This window comes from Deltaproteobacteria bacterium IMCC39524 (assembly GCA_029667085.1).
Lineage (GTDB): Bacteria > Desulfobacterota > Desulfuromonadia > Desulfuromonadales > BM103 > M0040.
Map to the genome: position 1 here is coordinate 125,913 of JARUHJ010000004.1, position 25,569 is coordinate 151,481.

Below are 25,569 nucleotides of genomic sequence, written 5' to 3' on the forward strand. Positions count from 1 at the left end.
TCTGGATTGACAAGCAAGCCTAAGACTGGAGGTCATCTTGAAAGCTCTGCAACTCTTCTTCCTTCTGCTGCTCTTCGCAGCCCCTCTATACGCCGAGCAGGCACTTGTGCTGTCAGAGATTGAACGCATCCAGGAAAAAATCTGGTATCTGCAAAAAGACCTGGTTGAACAGAAGACCTCCCTCAAAGAACAGCAAAAACAGCTAAAACTTCTCGTCAACAAAACGCAAGCCTCGCAAACTGACATAAATGAAAAGTTTGCAAGTCAACTCCAAGTGGTTGAAACTCAAACAGAGAGAATCAAGCAAGCGCTCGCTGAGCTCGAACCCATGACGAAATCACTAGGTTCACTCACGGACCAGTTCATTCTTCAAAACAACACGATTGTGGAGCAGTCTGACAAAATCAGAGCTCTGCAAGGGCAGTTGCAGAAGATGCAGGCTGAATTCTCTTCTGTACAGGAGAAGACAAACAAAGCACTGTCTGAAACACAAGCGCAGGTCGATGAAACCCGCTCAAAGATCGACGCCTTGGGGCAGGATGTTGGCGGCCAGGTTGAACAGATCAGCATGTGGGGGATGGGTGCCGCTCTAATCCTGGCAGTGATGCTGACCTTTATTATCGTCAGTCGCAAGGATAAAAAGCACTAAAGGGTTGAGGTTCCTTTCCCCTCAACTTACTGACAATGCAAAACATCTGTCCCTTATTTGGGTAGCTTCCGGAGAAAGATAGAGGGTGTTGATGAAATATAATACTCAGATAATCAATGAGAGAAAAATTGTCTTCTGTCGCTTGGAGGGTGATCCAAATATTGAAGAGGCTGTCGCATTAGCAATAAGCCTCCGTGAGAAGGCCGCACAATTAAACTTTAACGTCTTCTATGATGCTCGCAAGCTGCGCGTGCCTGAGAGCATCATGCCTGCGCATGACTTTTCAACAAAACTGTCATCGCTGCTTGGAACGTCTATTCTCCGAGCCGTGAAGGTCGCTTTTCTTTATGAACCAAGTAAATACGATTCCCACTGGAAGTTTTGGGAGGATGTTTCCATGAACAGAGGATTGCAATTTATGGGCTTCACTGATGAAAAAGAAGCCATGGTATGGTTGGCGAGCCAATGATATACAGAGACCTTTTTCTAGTGAGCGATCAACTCGTCGACTTGATAAACTCAACCATCTCGTGAAGAATGTCTTCCGCCTCTTCATAGGGGACCTGGCAGGTTCCCACCACCTTGTGACCGCCACCACCGTATTTAAGCATCAGGGAGCCGACGTCCACGGTTGCCGTCCGGTTGAGAACACTGTATCCCACCGAAAAAGAGACGAATTTGCCATCTTTACCATCAAGAACGCGGATAGAGATGTTCGCTTCCGGATAGAGAGAATAGATGAGAAAACGGTTTGACGGGGGAGCCATGCCGGCAATACGGAAATCTGAGATAACGATCGATCCGTCTAACCAGGTACAAGTCTTGTAAAATCTCTTGGCTTTTTCGGTGCTCTCAAAGTAGACGTCGGTGCGTTCCTTCGTATCCGGATGAGCCAGGATTTCATCGATCGACATGTCCCCGATCATATCAACCAGGTTACGGCAATAAGCCAGATTACTGATAGTGTAAGTCTTGCTATAACCGAGCCCGGTTCGCGGGTCACAGAGGAAACCGAGGAGAACCCAGCCGGTGGGGTTGAGAATCTCCTCTTCGCTCAACTGCGCGGAGTCAAGCTTGTCGGCATACTCGAGAAGCTCTTCAAACCGTTCAAACTTTTCAGCACCGTAGTAATTGCAGATCACACGGGCAGCGCTTGGTGCCATCTGGCTTGAGCCTTTGTAGCGGCCATCAAGGTCATTTCGTTCAATTTCACTGGAATGATGATCGAACCAGAGGCCACACCCAGGGACATAAGGGACATTGGCCAGGATATCATTCCCTGTGACAGAAATTTTGCCGTCTTGAAGGTCTTTTGGATGGGCATAGACCATCTCATCCATCATGCCGAGTTCTTTTAAGAGAACCGCACAGCAGATGCCGTCAAAATCGGAGCGAGTCAACAATCTCATGCAAGTTTCTCCAACTAAAGAGTATGTAGCGTAATTAGTAAAACTGCGTCACTAAAAGAAGCAACAGGTATCAGAAGAACACTCAAGTCGCAACAAGTTTCCTGGCAGCACGATTGCAACCAGGTTTAATCCGCACCCTGCAAACAGGAGAGAACCTGGTCACCGGCCTTGTATGCCGCATTGACACAATCATTGAGACCGATGCCAAAGAAAGAATTGCCCGTCAGGATCAAACCGGGATGATTCTTCAGGCGCGCCTCTATCGCAAGCAGTCGCTCCGCATGGCCGACAACATACTGGGGGATAGCGCGCTGGTGACGAAAGATTCGCACAAAATCAGGTTCTGCCTCTATTCCCATGATCTTCTTGAGCTCAGCCATGGTTCTTTCTTTAACCTCGGCATCGCTCAGATCGATCGCCTCAGGAGTCGTGGCGCCCCCCATCATGGAACGCAGCATGACGTGGCCTTCCGGTGCACGTTGCGGGAAGATGCTCGAATCCCACAGCGTACCAAGGATATTACAGCCCTCTTTCTTCGGGATCAGGTAACCAAAACCATCCAGGTCACGAGCCACTTTTTCCTGCTCATAACCGAAACAGATCACGTTCATCGGTGCGTAGGGAATGGCGCCAAGAAGTTCAGACAATTCACCGTCGACCGACCAGGTCAGCTCTTTGAGGACATGGGCCGGTGCTGCAGAAACAACAACATCGGCATCATAGTTAGAACCGTCAGACAGGCGCAGCTCCCAGCCACCATCGATCTTTTTCAAACCGGCAACAGCCTGACCGGTCCGGACCTCACCTTTAAGACCCCTGACCGTGCCGTCAGTCAGCTCCTGGATACCACCGACAAAAGAGGTCAGTACGCCGCCCGGTCCAGCGGCACTTGCGACCTGCTTGCCGGCCTTGACTTCGGCCCTCTTTTTCTTGGCCAGCAGCATCATGGCTCTGAGCAGGCCACCATACTCCTGCTCCAGCTCGTGAATGCGTGGGAAGCAACTCTTCAGGCTCATAGTCTCCGGGTTGCCGGCAAAGATCCCCGAAACCATTGGCCCGATCAATTTGTCGAGGGCTTCCGCGCCAAGGCGACGACGGGCAAAATCAGCCAGGGTTTCATCAACGCCATCGGTGCGCTTGGGCTTGATGAACTCCTGGGCCAGACGAATCTTGCCAGGCCAGCTGATCAGTTTCGACTGCAAAAACATCGGTCCGTTTTCCGGCAGGCGGTTGAGGATTCCGCCACTGTAGATGAAGCGCTTGCGGGCGTTATCATTGGAACGCTCAAGCTGATCCCGAATACCAAGCTGATCACACAGCTCCAGAGTCATCGGTTTGCTATCAAGAAAGCCGTTCGGCCCCCATTCGCAGAGATAACCCTCTTCCTTGATACTCCAGATTTTGCCACCGGTTCTCTCCTCTCGCTCGAAAACCGTGACCTCGACATCCAGACCGGCTTCACTGGCAAGACGCTCGATGGTAAAGGCAGTACTCAAGCCGGAGATGCCGGCACCAATGATTGCAATTTTTTTCATGATTAACTCCGGAAATAGGGTTAAGGGTACAGGGCTAAGGTAAACGGAAACCATTCACCCTGAGCCCTTATCCCTGAACCTCCCGTTAATGTCCTATCGAGCCAAAGTATCCCATATTCGGTTTATCCAGTTGCGCAATAACATTCTTCAACCCGGCCGCCAGGTTCGGATATCTCAAGGTGACGCCAAGCTGATCGATCATCTTACGGTTATCCATGCGCCGGGTCTCTGTAAGGTAAGAAAGCATCATCGGATTCATGACACGTTTCGCTTCTTCCATATCAACCTGCGGCAAAGGCGGCAGGTCAAGCAACTCAGAGACAAGGTTGAAATATTGTGTCATGGTTCCCGGCTGGCCGTCACTGACATTAAAAACATCACCAGCAGCGGCTGTTTCAGCGGCTTTCACGCTGACGACAGCCAGATCATCGGCATGGATGCGATTGGTCGGTGGCGATTCTTCCTCTCGCAGCACCGGGTGCCCCTGCTGAATCCTCGCCAGTGGGAGCCGACCAGGGCCATAGATACCGGTCACCCGGAGGATAACAACCGGGACCGAGTGCTCCTGCCCCCACTCCTGCAAGGTGGTTTCGGCATCAACGCGACGTTGCGCGCGGCTGGTCTGAGGATTCAGGGGCGTCTCCTCGGTGACCCATTCACCACCACAATCACCATACACGCCGCTGGTGCTCATATAAACCACTTTGTCTGGCAACGGCCCGGCACCGACAGCCTGGCAAAAGCTGCGCATGCGGCTGTCGAAAGGACCGCCGCCGGTCGGAGGGGCAAAATAGTAAACCAGCTTTCCGCCTGTCGGCAGATCACTGAGTGAGGTTAAATCATCCAGAGTCCCCATGACCGGCACGATGCCATAGCTCCGCAAGCGCTCAGCGCCCTCTTCGGAACGAACCAGCCCGGAGACTTTTCGCCCCGCCTGCTTCTCCAACTGGGCGACTCGAACGCCGATATCACCGCAACCAACAATCAGGATATCAGGTAATGAGTTTGTGTTTTTCATAGTCACTTATTCGTTAAGGGTTCTGGGTCCTAGGCTTTTTTCCTTAGATTCTGTGCCCTTAACCCTGCACCAGGGTCAAAGCGATTTTCCTACAATCTCTCCTACATCCGTGGAGAGATTCTCCTGACGCTGAATACGCTCCAACTGAACTTTCATCATGCCCTGACGCTCACTGTCGTAACGCCGCCAACGACTTAAAGGAGAGACCAGCCTGGCGGCAACTTGGGGGTTGAGTGTGTCGAGCTCAATCACCCGGTCAGCTAAAAAGGCGTACCCGGCACCGGACAGGTCATGGAATCGAACCGGGTTACCCTGGGCAAAAGCACCAACCAGGGAACGCACCCGGTTCGGGTTGCGCATGGTAAAGTCCGGATGTGCCATCAACGTCTCTATTTCAGTGAGAGTCTCCGCTTGCGGCGAGGTTGCCTGCAAGGTGAACCATTTATCGACCACCAGGGGATCGGTCTCAAATTGATGGTAGAAAGCAGCAAGAGCTTCTTCCCAACGGAGCAATCGATTATGGACCAGGCAGGTCAGCGCCGCCATGCGGTCCGTCATATTGTCCGCATCAACAAAACGATCGAAGCAGTTCTGCTGGATAGAGGGGGTATCGAGCAAGGCCAGATAACCGAGGCAGAGATTCTTCAGGCTGCGGCGACCGATCGCCTGCGAGGTCAAGGAATAGAGGCCATTATCCTGCATTTCTCCGAGAACCGCGGTAAATTCCTCTTGTAACTCCAACGCCAGAGTTTTACGCAAAGTTTGACGGGCAGCATGAATCGCACCCGGGTCAGCCACGCCCATGGCTTCGGCAAGCTCCACTTCGCCCGGCAGGGTCAAGGCGAGAGACAAGAGTGCAGGATCCGCCTCCCGGTCCTGCAGAGCAGAACGGAACGCTGCAAGAAAATCTCCGGGAACCTCAGCTGTCCGTTTTGCCCTGATATCACCGACCATCTCCAGAAGAAGGTCCGTCGCCAGTCGCTGTCCAGCCTCCCAGCGATTGAAAGCGTCGCTGTCATTGGCAAAGAGGAAAGTCAGAGCCTCTCTGTCGTAAGCATAATGAACCTTAACGGGGGCAGAGAAATCACGCAGCAGTGAAGGCACGGGCGCAACAGAGAGGTTGACAAAGGTGAAGGTCTGTTCAGCCTCGCAAACTTTAAGGGTTCGTGAGCCAATTTGTGCTTTTTTCTCATGGTCAAGTTGCAGAGGCAGGTCCTGGCCATCGGGTCCCAGCAGACCGACCCGTAAAGGAATCAGTAAAGGCTGCTTTGCAGACTGTTCGGGGGTCTCGGGACAAGACTGGCGTACCGTAAGGCAGAAGGTCTTGGCTTCGTCATCGTAGCGACCCTCGATATCGAGAACCGGCGTGCCGGCCTGGCTGTACCAACGCTTGAATTGATTCAAGTCAGTGCCGGTCGCATCCGCCATCGCCGCGAGGAAATCATCAGTGGTCACCGCCTGTCCGTCATGCCGTTCAAAGTAGAGTTTCATGCCCCGCTGAAAGCCTTCTTTACCAAGCAGGGTCTGGTACATGCGAATCACTTCGGCGCCTTTATTATAGACCGTCGCCGTATAGAAATTGTTGATCTCGATATACGATTCGGGACGCACGGGATGAGACATCGGCCCGGCGTCTTCGGGGAATTGAAAATTGCGCAACAGCCGAACTTCGCCGATCCGCTTGACCGCCCGCGACCCCATGTCGGCAGAAAACTCCTGATCACGGAAGACCGTCAAGCCCTCCTTGAGGCTGAGCTGGAACCAGTCGCGGCAGGTGACCCGGTTGCCGGTCCAGTTATGGAAATACTCGTGACCGATTACACCTTCAATGCCCTGGAAATCAACATCTGTTGCTGTCTCAGCTTTGGCCAGAACGTACTTGGAGTTAAAAACATTCAGCCCCTTGTTCTCCATCGCCCCCATGTTGAAGTCATCAACCGCGACCACCTTGTACTCATCGAGGTCGTATTCCAGGCCGAAGACCTCTTCGTCCCAGCGCATGGCGTTTTTCAACGAAAGCATGGCATGCTCGCACTTATAGCGATTCCGCTCCTCGACAAAGATCTGCAGGCTGACCTTGCGCCCCGACATAGTGACGAAGCTATCATCTATAGCGGTGAGTTTGCCTGCCACCAGGGCAAACAGGTAACTCGGTTTCGGGAAAGGGTCTTCGAATCTTGCATAGTGGCGCCCGTCATCAAGCTGTCCCGACTCAATCAGGTTACCGTTGGCAAGCAGCACAGGGTTGGTTTCCAGATCACCAACCAGGGTCGTGGTAAAGCGCGCCATGACATCAGGACGATCCGGATAGAAGGTGATTTTGCGAAAGCCCTGGGCCTCGCACTGGGTACAGAAAATCTCGCTGGCGCGATACAGACCCTCCAACGCGGTATTGCCCTCGGGGTTAATCTCGACCAGTGTCTCCAGGACAAAACGTTCCGGCACAACCCGAATCGTCAGGCCTTCGCTATCAACCCGGTACTCACCGGCAGTCAACTCCCGACCATCGAGCTTTATGGACAGCAGCTCAAGCTGCCGGCCATGGAGATGCAGATCAGGCCTTTTTTCTGAGCAATCCGGGTTGGCTTTAAATTGAATAGTCGCGCAAACTCTGGTTTGTGCAGGTGAGAGTTCTACATGAAGATCGACCGTTTCAACCAGGTATGACGGTGGCCGATAATCTTTAAGATAAATTGTTTGCAGTTTCGATTTCATTCAAGTCCTGTGCTTTCTTTCAGAGAGTCTTCTGAAGATACCTCAATTTCAGACTTCAGGCAAAGGGCAATCCCCTGAAAACACTGGCACAGAAGCATTATCTTGGAACAATGCTTGCTTGAAATGACGTATTCACCTTTCAATCGCTTTTGCCAACGCCAGACGAGGACTATTTATGTCTCCTGCAATGCAAAACGTAGTGAAATGGCCACTGCTCTTCATACTGTTCACATTGGTTGTCGCTTGCACGGGGAAACAGCAACCAACAGGACAAGAGTCTTCTATTACGACCAACCAGAAACCGTCGCCCTCCCCGGAAAAAGCAATTGAAAGTCCAGGCGCACATGCACTTGACGTCGCCCGCAAATTGCTCGGCACCCCCTATCGTTACGGCGGAACTGACCCGAGAGGCTTCGACTGCAGCGGCCTGGTACGATATGCATTCAATCAGAGTGGGGTAGAGCTACCACGCACCTCGAGGGAAATTTTTCGCGCCAGCCAGAGGATTGACCCACAAAAGATCGAACCCGGCGATCTGGTCTTTTTTGCCCTCTCAGCAAACAAGATTTCCCGTGTCGGCATCTACGCGGGTCAGAGCCGTTTCATCCATTCACCTTCTTCGGGCAAAGGGGTCAGCTATGCCAGCATGGCAAATCCTTACTGGCAGAAACGCTTGATAGCCGCCGGAAGATTTTGACTTTAATGAAATCAAGGGACCTTCCTGCCCCGCCAGCGATAAAATCTACCTTGGAAGACTTGGTAAAAACGCCTCCCAAGCCAGCCAAAGGCTGATCTGCAACGCACTTTCCCTAATGATTTCTAATATTTAAAAAGGGCAGAAAAGACACCTGACTCACCTGACAATAAGCACATAAATTTCAAGCGAAGGTCTCTGCAGAAACTTTCTCGAATTCTAATCAATTTCAGTTTGCCAAACATTATGTAGTAGAGTAGAATGTCTTCCGCTACAACATATAGTGCTTTATGCGCAGTACCGGACTATCGTCCAAACTGCTTAAACTAAGGGCTTCCAGCCGACCTGAGGGGCGACGGGGGACAAACGAGGGAACCAAAAATGGCAGGCAATGTGATTAAAAAACCGATTGAAACGACAGAAATCTCCTGGCAGGAAGCTTCGCTGGACATCTGGGACAGCAAGTACCGGCTCAAAGATGCAACAGGCAAACCTGTCGACGCGGATCTGCACGCAACTTTTGTGCGTGTTGCCAAAGCGTTGTCTCTCGTTGAAGAAGACGAGACAAAACAAGCCCACTGGTACGAACGATTTCTGTGGGCATTGGAGAACGGCGCTATCCCTGCCGGACGCATCACGTCTAACGCAGGGGCTCTCGAACACAAGCCTGCCACATCGACCATCAACTGTACTGTGTCGGCAACAGTTGAGGACTCGATGGATCAGATTCTGGGCAAGGTTCATGAAGCTGGCCTGACGCTCAAAGCGGGTTGCGGCATCGGCTACGATTTCTCTACGCTGCGCCCTCGCAACGCCTTTGTCAACGGCGCCGGAGCCAACACCTCCGGGCCGCTGTCTTTCATGGATATCTACGACAGCATGTGTCGTACCGTCGCTTCAGCCGGCGGCCGGCGTGGCGCCCAGATGGCGACCTTCGATATCTCTCATCCCGATGTTGTTGATTTTATCAAGGCCAAGCGAGAAGATGGCCGCCTGCGCCAGTTCAACCTTTCTCTTCTGATTACCAACGAATTCGTGGAAGCGGTAAAGCAGGACCAGGAATGGCCGCTCTGTTTTCCTCTGACGGCCAAGGAACTGGCACGCGACGGACTGGACCTGAAGGATCCATCACAAGTTCTCTGGAAAGACTGGCCCGTCAAGAAGGACTATGTGCAGAACGATGTCGGCGAAGTTGCCTGCAAGATTTATCGTACTATCCGCGCCAAGCAGCTGTGGAATGTGATTATGGCATCCACCTACGATTTCGCCGAGCCTGGTTTCATCCTCATCGACAAGGTCAATGAGATGAACAACAACTGGTTCTGCGAAGAAATTCGTGCGACCAACCCCTGTGGCGAACAACCCTTGCCTCCCTACGGCTCCTGCCTGCTCGGTTCGATTAACCTGACCCGTTTTGTTGACCAGCCCTTTACTCCTGAAGCGAGCTTTAACTGGGAGCACTTCCGCGAGGTTGTCGCTGTCTTCACCCGCATGCTGGACAACGTCGTCGAGATCAACGGTCTGCCACTGCAACAGCAACAGGACGAAATCTTTGGCAAGCGTCGTCACGGTCTCGGTTATTTGGGGCTTGGCTCGACAATCACCCTGCTCGGCATGAAGTATGGTGATGCCGACGCCGTAGCCTTCACAGAAGAGGTTACCCTGCAGATGGCCCTGGCCGGTTGGCAGCAGGCGGTGGCCCTGGCAAAAGAAAAAGGTACCGCACCGGCTCTCGAGGAAGAGTACGAAGTCACTGCCGAGATGTTGCGCAAACGCCCCGAAATGGCAGCGGACGGTATTAAACTGGGACAACGTGTACCTGGACGGATTTTGCACGCCCGCTATAGCCGTTACATGCAACAGCTAGCCAAAGTAGCGCCGGCAATTGTCGACGAACTGGCCGAAGTCGGCGCACGCTTCACCCATCACAGCTCCATTGCACCAACCGGCACGATTTCCCTGTCCATTGCCAACAATGCCTCCAACGGTATTGAACCCAGCTTCGCCCACCACTATTCGCGCAACCTGATCCGCCAGGGCAAGAAGAGCAAAGAGAAGATCGATGTCTTTTCCTATGAACTGCTGGCGTATCGTGAACTGATCAACCCCAATGCGATGCCTGACAGCAAAAAACCGGAAGAGCGTCTTCCGGACAACTTCATCACCTCGGAAGATGTCACGCCGAAGCAGCACGTCGACATTCAGGCCGCCGCGCAGAAATGGATTGACTCTTCCATTTCCAAGACCGCTAATGTCCCCAGTGATTACCCCTACGAGGATTTTCAGGACATCTACATGTATGCCTACGAACAGGGCTTGAAGGGCTGCACGACCTTCCGCTACAACCCGGAAGCCTTCCAGGGCGTATTGGTCAAGGATAAGGATCTGGCGGACACGATCTACCAGTTCACGCTGGACGACGGCACAGTGCTCGAAGTCCGTGGCAACGAAAACATCGAATACGACAATGAGACCCATTCAGCGGCGAACCTGTACGACGCGCTCAAAGAAGGCTATTACGGTAAGCTGTAAATTTTAAGGAAGAAAAAAGATGGCTAAAAAAATTGAACAGAAGATTGTTGGCTACGACGTCGTTAATCTCGATGAGCAGCGCAAGAAGGCCGCCCAGGATGAGAAAAATCAGATTGAGGACATGCACGAGAACGTTAAACGCCCTGAAATGCTGGTGGGGGCCACTTACAAAATCAAGACCCCGCAGAGTGAGCATGCTCTCTATGTCACCATCAATGACATGGTATTGAACCATGGCACGAAGCACGAAGTTCGCCAGCCTTTCGAGATTTTCATCAACTCGAAAAACATGGATCACTTCCAGTGGGTGGTTGCCCTGACCCGGGTTATCTCTGCGGTCTTTCGCAAAGGAGGTGACGTCACCTTCCTGGTCGATGAGATGAAAGCGGTCTTCGACCCTCAAGGCGGCTACTTCAAACCAGGCGGCGGTGGCTTTATGCCATCAATCGTAGCGGAGATTGGTCACGCCCTGGAAAGCCACATGAAGATGATCGGCCTGATCAAAGAAGAGAAAATGCCCGCAGCCCAGAGAGAGATGATTCTGGCCAAGCGTGCCGAATACGACAATCTCAAGGGGAAAGCCAAAGGTGAAGATAACGGCAACTTCCCTGCAGACGCCAAACTGTGCGCCAAGTGCGTCGCCAAGGCTGTCATCATCATGGACGGCTGCCTGACCTGCCTGAACTGCGGCGACTCCAAGTGTGGTTAAAAGCAAAGGCCCTGAAGCAAAAAACATTTTAACGCAAAGAAGCAACGGGCGCAGAGAACGCTTCTATTCTCTGCGCCTCTGCGCCTCCGCGTCTCTGCGTTGAGAGAAGGTCTTTGCCTTTGCTTGAGGAGAAGATCATGACGAGTTCTAACTGGGACGTTCGCTGGATGGCCCTGGCTCAATTTATCGCGACCTGGAGCAAAGACCGGGGTCGCAAGGTGGGCGCCGTCATTGTCGGCCCCGACAATGAGATCCGCTCAACCGGCTACAACGGGATTCCCCGCGGCGTTAACGACGATGTTGAAGAACGCCATGAAGCCAGCAACGGCGAGAAGTACCTGTGGGTCTCTCATGCGGAGCGCAATGCTATCTACAACGCGGCGATGCTTGGCGTTTCAACCAAAAGCTGCACCCTCTACATCCCCTGGTATCCCTGTATCGAATGTGCCAAAGCCATCGTACAAGCAGGAATCAGCACAATTGTCTGCTTCGAACCCGACCTTGCAGACAGCAACTGGGGACAAGGGTTTGAAAGATCGCTGATTGTTCTTGGCGAAGGCAATGTAGTGACCAGGGTCATTGATCAGAAGAATTATCTGAAAGAGGTTATTGACAAGGAATTTCTGGTTGGGAATGTGCCTCTTGGCCCCTGCGCATAAAGTTTACTAACTCATATCTGATCTTACACACAGTGTAAGGTTTAGCCATGTTCAAAGTTGCCCTATTTTACAACTTTTATCATTTGTCAGGAACAGTGAGAATTTTGTGCTTCGTCCAATCCATAACGCTTCAAATCAGCGTGAGAGGGCAAAAAAGATAAATCCTGTGCCAACTTGACCTGATTTTCGAAATAGTATATCTTAGCTACCGTTAACTCTCCGATAATAGCAAAGCTAGGGCGACCTAGTGACGCAAAGCTAGGGGTCACACCGTGACAGCCCAGCTACCGAAGAGGAGTTAGGGGCAACAACACCTAAACGTCTATCTTCACTATCGGAGATAGGCTTTTTTTGTAGGTACAGATAAATCAGCAAGACGTTCAATTCAACAACAATTTAGTCGTCGCTTTGAAACTAAGCACAATGCCTTGATGGCGATGCTTCTTAATTCCTTAAATTAAAGGGCAAGCTTGCAAAGTTATTTTAAACACGTCTTACCAATAGTTGCAGTTGCTTTGACGAGTTGAAGCCAGGCTTTGCTTTTGACACGGAACAGGCCATGAAATATCTAATAACTCTTTGTTTGATTTTGACAAGTACCAGCGTGTTAGCGTATGAAATGCCGCTTAAATCTGTAAATCTTGACAAGAAAAAAGTGTATCTCGAAGAATTCTTACGGCAAGAAGAAGGAAAATATGCACATAATCAGATTATACTTCGTCGAACAATTGAAACCCCTAGTAAGATACAGTTAGGTTTTGCGATAATGGCAGATGAAGACGTATGTGTAAAATACCAAAGAACTAACATATTCAGAGGTGAAGAAGATTATTATAACCGCAACATGCGAAACGTCTATTATGACCAATCAAACCTTTTGAACAAAGTCTGTATCGAGTTCGAAAGTCAGCCCGCAGGCTCTAACAAGTGGATCACCCTTGACTTTGACAATGCAAAAAAACTTGAAAAAGATAACCAGGAATTAATTAGATTTTCTGTATCACAGAATGACAACAATGCCGATGTGATCGATATTAATGCCGAAGTTATTAATGTAACAGAAACAGGAGAAGGCTATACAGTAGACACTGTCGAGGAAGGTTTTTTCAGAAACCCGGGATTAAGCTTTACATATCAACCTCAAATTGAAGTCGTTAGTTATTAGTAAGCAGAAAAGCCCTCAACCTTTGCATTCGACTGTCAGGGATTTGTCTTGCCTATCGTCTTACTTTAAATCCGGCGGCAACTCCTTCTTACATTACCTGGGGATATTCAGCATGCGGATTGCAAGGGACAAAACCTGACACTGCCTGCCAGATCAAGGACCTATGTCTACACAAAGAGTTCTTCAAGCGTCATAAAGAACCACCAGCCTTCTTTGCGACAATCTCCCCAAACTTCTTGCCATCAATAGAAAATCTCTCATGCGTGCCCTCCCCGATCAGGTCTTGCTCATCCCTGGCAACGATCGACCACTTGGTCCTTGCGCCATTGACTTCGAGCAAGGTCACTTCAACCTTGACCTCCATCCCGGGCGGTGTTGCTGCAGCATGAGTCACACAGACATTTGTACCAAGACTGATCTCACCTTCATTCATGTAGGGTCGCAATGCTTCCATACACGCCCACTCCATAAGGCCGACCATAAACGCGGTAGCGAAAACCGGCGGCATGGACTGGAAAAGATCTGACTCCTGAAAGACGTAGGGTACGGTTTTGTCATTGGGAACCTTATAACTATGGGTAAAGGTCAGGCCCTTTTGCAGCGTCTCTTTCATAGCAACTCCTAAAATTTGCAATTGATTGAGCATGTTTTGATTATCAATAATCCTAGCGTGTTTTCCGCATCTATCAACAGGAGAAAAGAAGACCACAGCGTTCCCCTTGATTGCCCTTGACTCTCCTAGGGCGGCAAGTCAGAATGACCGCCAAATCAACAGGAAACGAATAGACTACGATGCTCTACACTCCCGCATTCTGGGCCATGGCACTGGCCAACCTCTGCCATACAGCCAGCTTCAGCGCTTTCTTTCTCTTACCGCTCTACATTCTCGAGCACGGTGGCAACCAGGGTGACATTGGCGTGGTCATGGGTATTTTTGCCCTGGCCTCGGCAATCAGTCGCCCCTGGGTTGCGGAGATGATCGACCGCATCGGCCGCAAGCGCAGTTACACCCTGGGCAGCATCCTCATGCTCGCCTCGCCCTTCTTGTATCTCGGCATTCAAGACCCTCTTGGCACGGCCTACCCGCCTTTTTTACTCTTGAGAGCCTTGCATGGTGTCGGTTTGGCAATCTGCTTTACATCCGTGTTCACCTTTATGGCTGACATCCTGCCTCGAGATCGACTTAACGAGGGCATCGGCATGTTCGGCATCTCCGGTTTGATCGGCATAGCCATAGGTCCGATCTTAGCGGAAATCATGCTTGAACATTTCGGTTTTGCCGGCCTCTTTATTGTGGCAGGCATCCTGTCTGGCATTTCCCTGATCATTCATCAACCGCTTAAAGAGAGTGCCCCTACAGGAGAGAAAGAAAGCGACCCCACCACCTTCTTCGGACTCTTCAGGCGGGAGAAGTTTATCGTCGTAGGCCTCATCTCTCTGCTGTTCGGAGTCGGCCTTGCGGGATCAGGAAACTTCGTTGCACCCCTGGCAGAAGAACGCAACCTCGGCTTTATTTCGGTTTACTTTTTCTGTTATTCGGGTGGAGCAATCACAATACGCTTCGTCAACGGCTGGCTCTCTGTAAGGTTCGGTGAAAACCGTATTCTTCCATGCAGTATTGTGCTCTACATGGCCGGGCTCTTCCTGTTACCCTTGGCCTACAACCAGGCGGTACTCTGCGTCGCAGGAATCCTCTCCGGAATCGGTCATGGCCTGCTTTTCCCCCTTCTGAACACCATGGCTGTACGTGACGAGAGATCTTCAATCCGCGGCAAAGCAACTGGAATCTTTACCGGCGGAATTGATTCGGGAATCTTTGCAGGATCATTGATATTGGGCTATATTGGCGAGTGGTTTGGACTCAACGTCCTCTTTCTCTGTGCCGGATTAAGCATGACGATCGCACTGATCATTTTCCGATTTCACAGACCGGACTCTTGCAACTGAAAAAGAAGGTGTCATGGACAAGATCAAGGGATTTTACCAAGGAACAGAATATCGCTCCCCCGAACGCAAGATAGGCTTTCTGAGCAAATTGCTGCCAACGCTCTCTTTCTACATCAGGGCGATTTCAATCGTATACAAGGCAAGCTCAGCAGCCAAACGTGGCAATTACGACTCTGTTGACTGGCATAACAGCAGCGCAGCCACCGTTGAAGCTCTGGAGAAAACCGGCTGCCACTTTGAAGTGACCGGTATTGAACATATCCAGGGCATCGATCGCCCCATCATTTTTATCGGCAACCACATGAGCACCCTCGAAACCTTTGTGCTGCCATCGCTGATCATGCCGCAGAGCCGTGATCTCGACTATGTTATCAAGCGCAGCCTGGTTGATTATCCGATCTTCGGCAATATTGTAAAAACCAGGGATCCTGTCGTCGTTGACCGGGTCAATCCTCGCGATGACCTCAAGGTTGTCATGGAAGAAGGGGCGAAACGCCTGGATCAGGGTCGCAATCTGATAATCTTTCCCCAGCACACGCGAACGGTTGACTTCGACCCGAAGAAATTTAACAGCATCGGTGTCAAGCTTGCTCAAAGAACCGGGGCCATTGTTATTCCCGTCGCGCTTCTGACATGGGCCTGGTCAGCGGGCAAAATGGTCAAGGATTTCGGGCCGATCATTCCTTCCCGAACCATTCACTTTGCCTTTGGTGAGCCGATGGAAATAACGGGCAAAGGGCAAGAGGAACAGCAGCGTATTGTTGACTTCATTCAAAGCCATCTCAAGAGATGGCGAGCAGAGGCTTAAAGCCACAGGCGACAGATCTTCTCACGTTCAAAACCGGGACAGCACCTATTCAGGGCCAATCCTTTTGTGACGCTCTTGACGTTCCGCCTAGCCGTCACTATATTGACCAGCCAAAGAACATTCACTAAGGAAGAATCATGGCCTCAGATTACTATGCTGTGCTCGGTATCGAGAAAAACGCAACGGCCGACCAGATTAAAAAAGCCTACCGTAAACTGGCACTGAAATATCATCCCGACAAAAACCCGGATGACAAAAAGGCCGAAGAACGCTTCAAGGAAATTTCCGAAGCCTATGCGGTCCTCTCTGATGCTGAGAAGAAGCAGCAATACGACCAGTATGGCGACGCGGCCTTCCATCAGCGCTTTTCTCAGGAAGATATTTTCCGCAATGCAGACTTCGGAGACATCTTTCGTGAGTTCGGCTTCGGTGGTGGTGGAGACGACGTCTTCAGCCAAATATTCGGTGGCAGAGGGGGACATCACCGCCCACGACCCAGAAAGGGCCAGGACTACCTGATGCGAATCACGATCCCGTTTCGCCAGGCAATCCTCGGCGGAGAAAGACGGGTCGATCTCGAGCGCAACGGTCAGAGCGAGCAGTTACAGGTGCGCATTCCGCCCGGTGTAGAACCAGGGCAGAAGCTGCGTATCTCCGGCAAAGGAGCGGCCAGCCCGAACGGCGGGCAGAACGGCGACCTGATGTTGGAGATCAACGTCAGCAAAGACACCCGTTTTCGCCGCGAGGACAAAAACCTTTATACAACCGTCAAAATCCCATTCACCGGGGCATGTCTCGGCACCACGGTCACCGTAGAAACGCTTGAGGATAGTAAGCGCATCAAAGTGAAGCCAGGCACACAGAATGGCAGCAAGATCAGGCTCAAAGGCTTCGGTGTGCCTGGCCGGGCAGGGGATACAAACGGTGACCTCTATGCTGTCATTGACATTGAGGTACCACAGTTGCTGAGCGAGGAGCAGAAGGTGTTGATAGAGAAGCTTAGAGATCAAGGGGTCTAAAACGCGAATATTATGTGGCGAGAAATACAAATAAAAACGGCCAGGGCAGAAATGCCCTGGTCGTTAGTTTTTTTCGCCACACGCAACTCGCAATGCGCTGCAGTTTTTAATGGCAACTTGGATCGTACATCATCGATAATCGCCCACGGCTGGACAAACAGTTTGCACAGACTTCGCCTGCATCACCGTATTGCTCTTCAGCCAGGATCAGGCCCGCCTGAACCGACGCGTCGTCCGGCAGATTGTCGGGATCAAACTCTGTGCCACAATGTCGACAGGTTATCATCATTTTTGCTCCAGATGATTACGCACCAATGCCGCCAGAGACTCTATAAAGTCCTGGTTATCATTGAGTGAAGGGGTTCTTTCAAAGCGCGGCAAACCAACCTCCTCTGCGTGCATGCGAAACTCGAAATCAATCTCCTGCAGTGTTTCGATATGATCCGACACGAAAGAGATCGGCACGATCAAGGCGCCGGGAGCTTGTTCTGCACCAAGTTGGTCGAGAACTTCCAGGGTGTCGGGCTCCATCCACTGCACCGGCCCGCTACGACTCTGAAAGCCGAGCCTCCAGGGATGATCGGGGAAACGCTCCATCACCCCTCGCACCGTAGAGGTTACATGGTCGAGGTAGGGATCTCCTTCATCAATAAACTTCTGCGGCAAGGCATGTGCAGAGAAAAGAATCGGGATTTCATCACGGGAAAGTTCGTGGAACTTTTCCAGCCCTTCTCGTATCCGGCTAGCCAGGGCATCAAGATAAGCGGGCCAATCGTACCATTCACGAATGATCGTATATTCAAGTTCCGGGTAAACCCGTGATGCGGCGGCTTCAAAATCCTTGATACTGCTACCCGTGGTGGCGCTGGTATAGTGCGGGTACATGGAAAGGACAATGGCCTGCGTAATGCCCTCCTGTTTCATGCGCCGCAGACTCTCCTCGGCACGAGGTTGCCAGTAGCGCATAGCTACGAACGGCTTGACCTGATCACCAAGTTCACGAGCAACCCCCGCAGCCTGTTTTTCAGTCCACTCCAGCAGTGGAGATTTGCCACCGATTGACGCATAGTTGACCTTGACCTTCGGTGCACGCAGCGCACTGATCATGAAAGCAAAGGGCTTTTGCAGCAGTGCGCCTGCCGGCAACTGGATCAGATCCCGATCAGAGAAGAGGTTATAGAGAAACGGGCGGACCGCTCTTAACGAGTCGGGTCCGCCCATATTCAGAAGAACTAAACCCGCGGGTTTCTCAAGAGAAACCCGGGGTTGGGGATTGGCGGCTGGGGGCTGGTTTTCCACGTTCCACGTCCCTCTTTCCGTGCGTTTATTTACCACTCAAGCGGTGAACACATTCAACCATATGGATGGCGTTCTCAGGTGGAACCGTCGGCAGGATGCCATGGCCAAGATTGAAGATGAAGCCAGGACGACCAGCGTTCTCATCGAGAATGCGCTGCACCTCACGCTCAATGTGATCCTTCGGAGCATAGAGCACGGTCGGGTCGAGGTTGCCCTGTACGGCAACATCGGGGCCGATGATGTCACGAGCCTTACCGAGGTTGACGTGCCAGTCGAGACCAAGCACATCGGCGCCAGCTTCCTTAACCAATTCGAGCATGGTACCGCCATTTTTGACGAAGTAAATGACCGGGATACCGTCACGGTTGAGGCCGTTGATCAGCTCCTTGACGTAAGGAAGGATATAGCGCTCGTAATCGTGAGGTGCCAGCAGACCACCCCAGGTATCGAAAATCTGGATGGCCTGGGCACCGGCTTCGATCTGCATGTTGAGGTAGCGCCGATCCATCTCGGTGATCTTCTTCATCAGGGCATCGTAAAGCGGGAAGTCCGAATACATCATCTGCTTGAGAGATGCAAAGTCCTTGCTGCCTTTACCTTCGACCATGTAACAGGCGAGAGTAAAAGGCGCGCCGCCAAAACCGATCAGAGGTACGCGGCCTTCAAAGGCAACCCGCAGACGCTTGATAATGGCCGGCACATAAGAGACCGCCTGGCTCATATCCTCAGGTACCACTAGAGCATCAACATCAGCAGCGGTGCGAATCGGGTCTTCAAAGACAGGCCCCGGAACGAAATCAAGTTTCATCCCCATCGGCTCAATCGGTGTCAGGATATCTGAGAAAAGGATCGCTGCATCAGCATCGAGGATATCGATCGGCTGGATGGTGACTTCCGCAGCGCGGGCGGGGTCTTTGCAGAGATCGAGAAAGGTGCCGCCGCCCTTGGCGCGGACATCCTTGTAGCATTGCAGGTAGCGACCAGCCTGGCGCATCAGCCATACGGGAACATAGTCAGTTGGCTGGCCCCAGCAAGCCTTGATGAACGTGTATTCTTGAGACATGAAAATCCTCCTGAAATTATCGTGAAAAGTGAAATGTGAAACGTGAAAGATTACGACCAGTCACTTTTCACGTTATACGTTTTGGTCTCTTAAGATTTTTCTTTTGCAGCATTTTCAGCCGCTTCTTTTTCCATACGCTTCAAAGTACGCGGCGGCAGGTAATTGCAGAAAGGCTCCTCTGCCATGTAATCGCCGTAAACAGCATCGGCACGTGCGCGGCAACCACCACAGACGTTGATGAACTCGCACTCCCCGCATTTGCCCTTGTACTTTTTGAAATTGCGAAGGTCGTTGAAAGTCTTGCTGTTGAACCAGAGATCCTTGAACGGCACCTGTTTAACATTGCCGACCGAGGAATGGAAGTAGGAACAGGGCTTGAGATTACCGAAGCAATCTATCAGGCAGATGGTCTGGGCAGCGATACAGCCTTTGCCGCCGCCGGTGGAGAAGGTCAGGCTGCGCCGCTTGAAATCAACGCCTTCGGCTTTGGCCATCTGCGGCACAACGCGATAGTAATGCGGGGCGCAGGTCGGGCGCATCAGGATCTCATCCTCCCCCTTCTCCTGTTGATAGTGCCAGGACAGGATCTCCTCGTAATCTTCCTTGGAAACCAGTTCGTTCATAATATCTTCGCCACGCCCGGTCGGTACAATCATGAACATATACCAGGCTGTTGCGCCAAGCTCTTTAGCCACCTTGAAAGTGGCACCGATGTCCTTCTGATTACGCTTGGTAAACGAAGAGTTGATCAGGAACTTGATGCCGTTTCGATTAAGGATTTCTGCAGCTCGCACCACACCGTCAAAGGCTCCCGGGCAGGCACGGAAGTCATCATGAATTTCAGCGGTTGAGCCATCAAGAGACAAGGAGACCATCTTGATGTCGGCTTCAATCATCTGCTGGCAGACTTCATCCGTGATCAGGGTGCCGTTGGTGGCCATGCACATTCGCAGACCTTTGCTGGTACCATAACGGGCAATTTCAAAGATATCCTTACGCAACAAAGGCTCTCCGCCAGAGAGGACCATGACCGGCTGGCTGACCTCACAGATGTCGTCAATCAGCTTGAAGGCCTCTTCGGTATTAAAATCGCCAACAGCCGCATCCATATCGGAGGAACAGCGGCAGTGTACACAGTTTAAATTGCATCGCTGGGTCGACTCCCAGGCAATCCATTTAGGGATATACTCTTCTTTTGGCGCCATATCGGCAACTCCTTAAAGATACTTGTTTTTTCAGAGAAAAGAATGCGGTTCGGGGCTACCCCGAACCACAAGAAGACATTTTACAACAAGACAAACCGCGATGACAAGTGATTATGGACTTTCTAAAAATGAACGCCCCCACAGCAAGCTGCGGGGGACTGGACTCAACGATTGATTAAAGCCAAACAACCGAAAACGATAAAAAAGGCAGCCCGAAGGCTGCCTCTCTGAAAGGATTATGGGGACAATACTTAACGACTCGCCGCCTGTGTCGCCTCTCCGTGAAAAAACTCAGCAAAGATTCCGGCCACGGTTTCGATCTTCGTTGCCTTCCAGGCGTTGGTGCCACAAAAGACCAACCCGGTTTCTGTGTCCCCGCGCTGGGCGCGGTCAAGAGCATGCACGATGCAGAAGCGCTCCCCCGAAGACTTATATGCGCACTTACGCAGGCAGCCGGTCGGACAGGTAGGTGTCATCACCAGGTCACGTTCGCGAATCGCTTCGACATTACGAATCAGGGCTCTTCCCGGCAAGCCTGCCGGACTCATGAGCAGGCCGATATCTTCCTTGCTGCAATCCAGGTACGCCTGTTTGAACGCATCATCGGCATCACATTCTTCGGTGCAGACAAAGCGGGTCCCCATCTGAACGCCATCGGCGCCCTGCTCCATAGCATACTGGAAATCTTCGTGATCCCAGACACCGCCGGCAGCAATAATCGGGATATCGAGGTTCCACTTGTTACGGAAATACTCTTTAACTCCACGAACCGTCGCGTACTGGTCGTACCCGCCGGTGCCAATTTTTTCCAGCTTTTCACCAAGGTGGCCACCGGCCGTATCGGGATCTTCTACGACCACGGCATCGGGGAGGCGGCCGTAAGCTTTGTGCCATTTTCGGGCGATCAATTCGGCGGCCTTGATTGAAGAAACAATCGGCACCAGAGCAACATCAGGCCATTCAGCGGTTAACTCCGGCAGGTTCATCGGTAATCCGGCACCGCTGACAATCAGCTTGGCACCGCCTTCACAAGAAGCCTTGACCAGTGCAGCATAGTCGGTTACAGCGACCATGCAGTTGGTACCGATCACACCATCAGGGGCAATCGCGTAAGCCTTTGCCAGCTCATCCTTGAGAGACTGAGGCTCTATGGCGAAGTAATTGTCACCGGTGTACTGGGGATCGTTCAGGGCGATACCGGCAGACGCCACAAGACCGACGCCGCCACAACGAGCAACATGGCCAGCCAGGCGGTGCCCTGAAACACGCACGGCCATGCCGCCCTGAATCAGGGGATAAGTGACTTCATGTTTACCGATGCGCATATTCGCTCCTTAAACTCCGTAATAAGTGGCTTAATCACTCCTCAATTTAACAAAGGTTCATTGGGCGCTTTGTAATAATTCTGTAAAAACTTTCTGCACTTCCACTTGTCGCACAGCGCCTGTAATGGTAAAGATGGGCCTATGAACTGGCTGAAACGTATATTTAATCCGCTCATGGCTTTCATCGGCATCCAGGTCGCCTGGGTGCTTGCAGTGATTGTCTGGCTTAACTGGTTTCTCGGTAATCACCGCAAGCTGAGAGCACTGGCCGAAAAATACAGCCCAGAGCTTCTGGTTGGTGGCCCTGACTGGTTGATCCTGACAGAGGGGTTGCTGCTGCTGGTTTCCATACTGGTCGGCGTTTACGTCATCTTCCTGTACTGGCGCAAACAATCCTCCCTGGTTCGCGAGCAACGCCAGTTTATCTCCCAGGTGACCCACGAACTCAAATCACCGCTGGCCTCGCTGCAACTGCACCTGGAAACAGTGCGTCGCCACCAACCCTCACCTGAGCAGATGGCTCCCTTTGTAGAGACCATGCTGAGCGATGCGAACCGACTCAACGGACTGATCGACAACTTGCTGTCGGCTAACCGGGTCGGTCAGAAGCATTGGCGGCTCGAACTCCAATCAATCGACTTCAGTGCCTTTGTCGAGAAGTATTTCCGGGATCGTCAATTTACCCTGCCCAAAGCCGGCAAGTTATCGCTCGACATCAAGCCTGGAATTTTCGCCGCAATAGACCAGGACGCGATGGAAACCGTTTTACGCAACCTCCTGGAAAACGCGGTCCTCTATTCCGACCAGTCTCCGGAAATCATGATCTCTTTGAGCAGCGACCAGAATCACTGTTATCTTGTCTTTACCGACCACGGCCGCGGTATCGAACTTAACGACCAGAAGAAAATCTTCAACATTTTCTATCGCGTGCGTCGCAAAAACGAAAATATCCGCGGCACCGGCCTCGGACTTTTCATCGTACATGCCAACATCCTGCGCCATCACGGCCAGGTCAAAGTTGAAAGTCAAGGCCAGGGCCAGGGGACAACCTTCAGGATCACCCTCCCCCTCACAGGATCAGCGTCGACAACAGAGGCCTCATGAAAAAACCACACATCCTCCTCGTCGAAGACGAAAAACACATCGCCCAGGGCATCATCTTCAACCTTGAGCTTGAAGGTTTTCTGATCACTCATACCGAAACGGGCGCCGCTGCAATGGACGCCTTCGGTCGCCAGTCTTTCGACCTGGTGGTTCTCGACTTGATGCTTCCGGACAGTCATGGTTTTGACCTCTGCAGAGAGATGCGCAAAACCCAGCCAAAGCTGCCGATCCTTATGCTTACAGCCCTGGGTGAAGAGCAGGATCGAGTCAGCGGGCTGAAAGAAGGGGCCGACGACTATCTCACCAAGCCGTTTAGCCTCGATGAATTCCTTTTGCGCATTCGTGGCATGTTACGCCGTTCAGCATGGTATCAGCCCTCACAGATAAAAACAGAAGGCTACCAGTTCGGCAACAACCTCATCGACCTGAACAATCTGGCGGCAGAAACCACAAAAGGCAAGATCAGGATTACCGAGCTCGAAGGTCGCATGTTGGCTATATTTTTCAGCAATGAAGGGGAAACCCTGACCCGGGCGACCTTGTTAAAATCAGTCTGGGGCATGGCTGAAGACACGGAAACCCGCACGCTCGACAATTTCATTGTCCGCATCCGCAAGTACTTCGAAGAGGACCCGGCCAATCCGAAGCATTTCCTCACGGTACGCGGACGAGGGTATCGGTTTGTGCGAAAACCTGAGCACGGGTAGTTTTTAACGCAAAGGCGCAAAGAATAATATCGAGACGCAAAGAAAGACTTAAGCGCTAAAGCTTAACCCTGATCTGGCTTAGACCTCAATGACATGTCAGATTTCCCCTTTGCGACATGCTTGAACCCTTCGCGTCTTTGCGTTAAAGTTCTGCTCTGCTTCTGACATAACCATCGATCAAGTCATAACCTTTAAATTGAGGAGGAAACTATAATGAAAGCTGTTTTGATGGATGAATTCGGTGGCCTTGAAGTTCTCAAAGTTGGCGAAACCGAGAAACCTTCACCTAAACAAGGTGAAGTTCTGGTCAAGGTCGTTGCCACATCAATAAACCGCCCCGATCTGGTCCAACGTGCAGGGAACTACCCACCCCCTCCCGGCGATTCGGAAATCCTCGGTCTCGAAGTTTCTGGAACAATCGAAGCAATTGGTCCGGGCGTAGAAGGCTGGCAAGTAGGCGAGCGGGTTATCAGCCTGGTGGGCGGCGGCAGCTATGCAGAATATGCCGTAGCCTACGCCAGTCACCTGATGCGTATCCCCGAAAGCATGAGTTTCGAAGAAGCCGCCTGCGTCTGCGAATCCTACATCACGGCATTCCTCAATGTCTTTATGATCGGCGACTTCCAGGACGGCCAGACCGCCATCCTCCACGGCGGTGGCGGTGGCGTCAACACTGCGGCCATCCAGCTCAGCAAAGCCCTCACTCCGAGCAGCAAGTTGATTGTCACCGCTCATCCATCGAAAATGGATCGGGTCAGTGAGCTCGGCGCAGACCTGGTCATCAACTACCTGGAGAATCCCGACTTCACAGGAATCGTCAAGGAATACACCAATAAGAAGGGGGTTGACCTGATCCTCGACCACGTCGGCGCCAAATACCTCGGTCCGAACATGAAATCCCTCGGCTACAAGGGGAAAATGGTCAGCATCGGTGTGATCAGCGGCATCAAGGCTGAACTCAACCTCGCCTTGATGATGGTCAAGCGCCAACAGATTATTGGCTCGGTCCTTCGCTCCCGTCCAGTCCCTGAGAAAGCCGAAATTGTTGCCGAGTTCACCCGACGTGCGATGCCCAAGTTCGCCGACCGCACCATCGTACCGATTATTGAAAAAGTATTTACCATCGATGAAGTCGTAGAAGCGCACCGGATGATGGAAGAAGATAAACATTTCGGCAAAATCGTGCTGAAGATCGCAGAAGACTAACGTCTAAAGACGACAAGATCAGACGCCAAAACAAAAGAGCGCCGCAACCCTGAACAAGGGTGCGGCGCTCTTTTGTTTTTGAGGCTTGGATCTTGGCCACATCACCAAAACGTCTCTTCGGCTTGAACTGCTCTCTAGATTGTTTCGGTCTCTTGGTATTCGCGAGTAATGACTCATGGCACATTAAAGAGACCAATTCAGTAACAAACAAACATTCTACAGTTGACCCCGAGTCAATAATCAGGCAACTTTTGTTGCATGCAAATTGATTGCGCACTGAACATCATTCTGATCGGCATGCCAGGAGCCGGCAAGAGCACCGTAGGTGTGCTGCTGGCCAAGCGGCTCGGCTACAACTTCGTCGACACAGACCTGCTGCTCCAGAGTCAGCAACAATGCCGTTTGCAGCAACTCATCGCCAGAGAGGGGCTGGAAAACTTCAAAGCTATCGAAGAGCAGGTCCTGACAGAACTCTCAACAACGCACAGCGTGGTTGCTACCGGCGGTTCTGCGGTGTACAGTGAGCGGGCGATGGGCCGGTTGAGGACGCTCGGTCAACTGGTATTTATCGACATTCCTCTGGAAGAATTGCTCGGCAGGGTCCACGACATGGACAATCGGGGACTGGTCATCGGCCCGAACGAAACCTATGAGAACCTTTACAAGGAACGCCTGCCTCTTTACCAGAAGTACGCCGAGGTGACGATACCCGGCGGCGGGATGACGGTAGAGGCAGTCGCGGCTGAAATCGAGACATCTGTGTGCGGCGGCACAGACGAATAGAGGAACCAGGAACCAGAA

General features: G+C 51.8%; 24 protein-coding genes and 1 riboswitch. Of the genes, 14 read left to right on the plus strand and 10 right to left on the minus strand.

Annotated features, from left to right (window positions below):
* The first annotated feature begins 37 nt into the window (after window positions 1–37).
* Together P9J64_11090 and P9J64_11095 are read left to right on the plus strand one after the other, a co-directional pair.
* Window positions 38–649 (plus strand): hypothetical protein, encoded by a 612-nt coding sequence (locus tag P9J64_11090; GenBank protein MDG5468863.1) that lies wholly within the window; start codon window positions 38–40, stop codon window positions 647–649.
* A 91-nt stretch (window positions 650–740) separates the two neighbouring features.
* Complete coding sequence (locus P9J64_11095) at window positions 741–1,118, plus strand: hypothetical protein (protein ID MDG5468864.1); 378 nt, start codon at window positions 741–743, stop codon at window positions 1,116–1,118.
* Window positions 1,119–1,146: 28 nt separating this feature from the next.
* Here P9J64_11095 and P9J64_11100 read toward each other — a convergent pair whose 3' ends face one another.
* The 4 genes from P9J64_11100 to pepN form a co-directional block, all read right to left on the minus strand.
* Entirely contained in the window at window positions 1,147–2,058 is a 912-nt protein-coding gene (locus P9J64_11100; protein ID MDG5468865.1) for an exopolyphosphatase, read from the minus strand.
* Between the two features lie 125 nt (window positions 2,059–2,183).
* Window positions 2,184–3,593, minus strand: a complete 1,410-nt coding sequence (gene hemG / locus P9J64_11105; protein ID MDG5468866.1) for a protoporphyrinogen oxidase — start codon at window positions 3,591–3,593, stop codon at window positions 2,184–2,186.
* Window positions 3,594–3,678: 85 nt separating this feature from the next.
* A complete protein-coding gene (locus P9J64_11110; protein ID MDG5468867.1) occupies window positions 3,679–4,611 on the minus strand; it encodes an SDR family oxidoreductase in 933 nt (310 codons plus the stop codon).
* 75 nt (window positions 4,612–4,686) lie between these two features.
* Window positions 4,687–7,326, minus strand: a complete 2,640-nt coding sequence (gene pepN / locus P9J64_11115; protein MDG5468868.1) for an aminopeptidase N — start codon at window positions 7,324–7,326, stop codon at window positions 4,687–4,689.
* Between the two features lie 175 nt (window positions 7,327–7,501).
* Here pepN and P9J64_11120 point away from each other — a divergent pair, with 175 nt between their 5' ends.
* From P9J64_11120 to P9J64_11140, 5 genes are all read left to right on the plus strand, one after another.
* Window positions 7,502–8,023: a C40 family peptidase gene (locus P9J64_11120; GenBank protein MDG5468869.1), complete on the plus strand. Its 522-nt coding sequence runs from the start codon at window positions 7,502–7,504 to the stop codon at window positions 8,021–8,023.
* A gap of 378 nt (window positions 8,024–8,401) precedes the next feature.
* Window positions 8,402–10,552 (plus strand): adenosylcobalamin-dependent ribonucleoside-diphosphate reductase, encoded by a 2,151-nt coding sequence (locus tag P9J64_11125; GenBank protein MDG5468870.1) that lies wholly within the window; start codon window positions 8,402–8,404, stop codon window positions 10,550–10,552.
* A 19-nt stretch (window positions 10,553–10,571) separates the two neighbouring features.
* Window positions 10,572–11,261, plus strand: coding sequence for an NrdJb (locus P9J64_11130; GenBank protein ID MDG5468871.1), 690 nt, complete (start codon window positions 10,572–10,574; stop codon window positions 11,259–11,261).
* Between the two features lie 137 nt (window positions 11,262–11,398).
* Entirely contained in the window at window positions 11,399–11,920 is a 522-nt protein-coding gene (locus tag P9J64_11135) for a dCMP deaminase family protein (protein ID MDG5468872.1), read from the plus strand.
* A gap of 217 nt (window positions 11,921–12,137) precedes the next feature.
* Window positions 12,138–12,212, plus strand: a riboswitch (cyclic di-GMP riboswitch).
* Window positions 12,213–12,479: 267 nt separating this feature from the next.
* Window positions 12,480–13,085: a hypothetical protein gene (locus P9J64_11140; protein ID MDG5468873.1), complete on the plus strand. Its 606-nt coding sequence runs from the start codon at window positions 12,480–12,482 to the stop codon at window positions 13,083–13,085.
* A gap of 190 nt (window positions 13,086–13,275) precedes the next feature.
* Here P9J64_11140 and P9J64_11145 read toward each other — a convergent pair whose 3' ends face one another.
* Complete coding sequence (locus P9J64_11145) at window positions 13,276–13,698, minus strand: thioesterase family protein (GenBank protein ID MDG5468874.1); 423 nt, start codon at window positions 13,696–13,698, stop codon at window positions 13,276–13,278.
* A gap of 179 nt (window positions 13,699–13,877) precedes the next feature.
* Here P9J64_11145 and P9J64_11150 point away from each other — a divergent pair, with 179 nt between their 5' ends.
* The 3 genes from P9J64_11150 to P9J64_11160 all read left to right on the plus strand — a co-directional run bounded on the left by P9J64_11150 (window position 13,878) and on the right by P9J64_11160 (window position 16,859).
* The gene (locus P9J64_11150) at window positions 13,878–15,032 is read left to right on the plus strand and encodes an MFS transporter (protein ID MDG5468875.1); all 1,155 of its coding nucleotides are present in this window, start codon (window positions 13,878–13,880) and stop codon (window positions 15,030–15,032) included.
* A gap of 13 nt (window positions 15,033–15,045) precedes the next feature.
* Window positions 15,046–15,840, plus strand: a complete 795-nt coding sequence (locus P9J64_11155; GenBank protein MDG5468876.1) for a lysophospholipid acyltransferase family protein — start codon at window positions 15,046–15,048, stop codon at window positions 15,838–15,840.
* Window positions 15,841–15,977: 137 nt separating this feature from the next.
* Window positions 15,978–16,859, plus strand: coding sequence for a DnaJ C-terminal domain-containing protein (locus P9J64_11160; GenBank protein MDG5468877.1), 882 nt, complete (start codon window positions 15,978–15,980; stop codon window positions 16,857–16,859).
* 106 nt (window positions 16,860–16,965) lie between these two features.
* Here the strand turns inward: P9J64_11160 and P9J64_11165 are convergent, their stop codons facing one another.
* The 5 genes from P9J64_11165 to P9J64_11185 form a co-directional block, all read right to left on the minus strand.
* Entirely contained in the window at window positions 16,966–17,148 is a 183-nt protein-coding gene (locus P9J64_11165; protein ID MDG5468878.1) for a hypothetical protein, read from the minus strand.
* Window positions 17,145–18,158: a ferrochelatase gene (gene hemH, locus P9J64_11170; GenBank protein ID MDG5468879.1), complete on the minus strand. Its 1,014-nt coding sequence runs from the start codon at window positions 18,156–18,158 to the stop codon at window positions 17,145–17,147. Before hemH ends, P9J64_11165 begins: the two co-directional genes overlap by 4 nt.
* Window positions 18,159–18,183: 25 nt before the next feature.
* Window positions 18,184–19,221, minus strand: coding sequence for a uroporphyrinogen decarboxylase (hemE, locus tag P9J64_11175; protein MDG5468880.1), 1,038 nt, complete (start codon window positions 19,219–19,221; stop codon window positions 18,184–18,186).
* 89 nt (window positions 19,222–19,310) lie between these two features.
* Window positions 19,311–20,426 carry a radical SAM protein gene (locus tag P9J64_11180; GenBank protein MDG5468881.1) on the minus strand — a complete coding sequence of 372 codons (1,116 nt, stop codon included), beginning with the start codon at window positions 20,424–20,426 and terminating at the stop codon, window positions 19,311–19,313.
* Between the two features lie 251 nt (window positions 20,427–20,677).
* A complete protein-coding gene (locus P9J64_11185; protein ID MDG5468882.1) occupies window positions 20,678–21,751 on the minus strand; it encodes a nitronate monooxygenase family protein in 1,074 nt (357 codons plus the stop codon).
* Window positions 21,752–21,892: 141 nt separating this feature from the next.
* Between P9J64_11185 and P9J64_11190 the strand changes: the two genes are divergently transcribed.
* From P9J64_11190 to P9J64_11205, 4 genes are all read left to right on the plus strand, one after another.
* Window positions 21,893–22,855 (plus strand): HAMP domain-containing sensor histidine kinase, encoded by a 963-nt coding sequence (locus tag P9J64_11190; GenBank protein MDG5468883.1) that lies wholly within the window; start codon window positions 21,893–21,895, stop codon window positions 22,853–22,855.
* A complete protein-coding gene (locus P9J64_11195; protein MDG5468884.1) occupies window positions 22,852–23,562 on the plus strand; it encodes a response regulator transcription factor in 711 nt (236 codons plus the stop codon). Before P9J64_11190 ends, P9J64_11195 begins: the two co-directional genes overlap by 4 nt.
* 213 nt (window positions 23,563–23,775) lie before the next feature.
* Window positions 23,776–24,768 (plus strand): NAD(P)H-quinone oxidoreductase, encoded by a 993-nt coding sequence (locus tag P9J64_11200; GenBank protein ID MDG5468885.1) that lies wholly within the window; start codon window positions 23,776–23,778, stop codon window positions 24,766–24,768.
* A 258-nt stretch (window positions 24,769–25,026) separates the two neighbouring features.
* Window positions 25,027–25,551, plus strand: coding sequence for a shikimate kinase (locus P9J64_11205; protein ID MDG5468886.1), 525 nt, complete (start codon window positions 25,027–25,029; stop codon window positions 25,549–25,551).
* The last annotated feature ends 18 nt before the right edge of the window (window positions 25,552–25,569 follow it).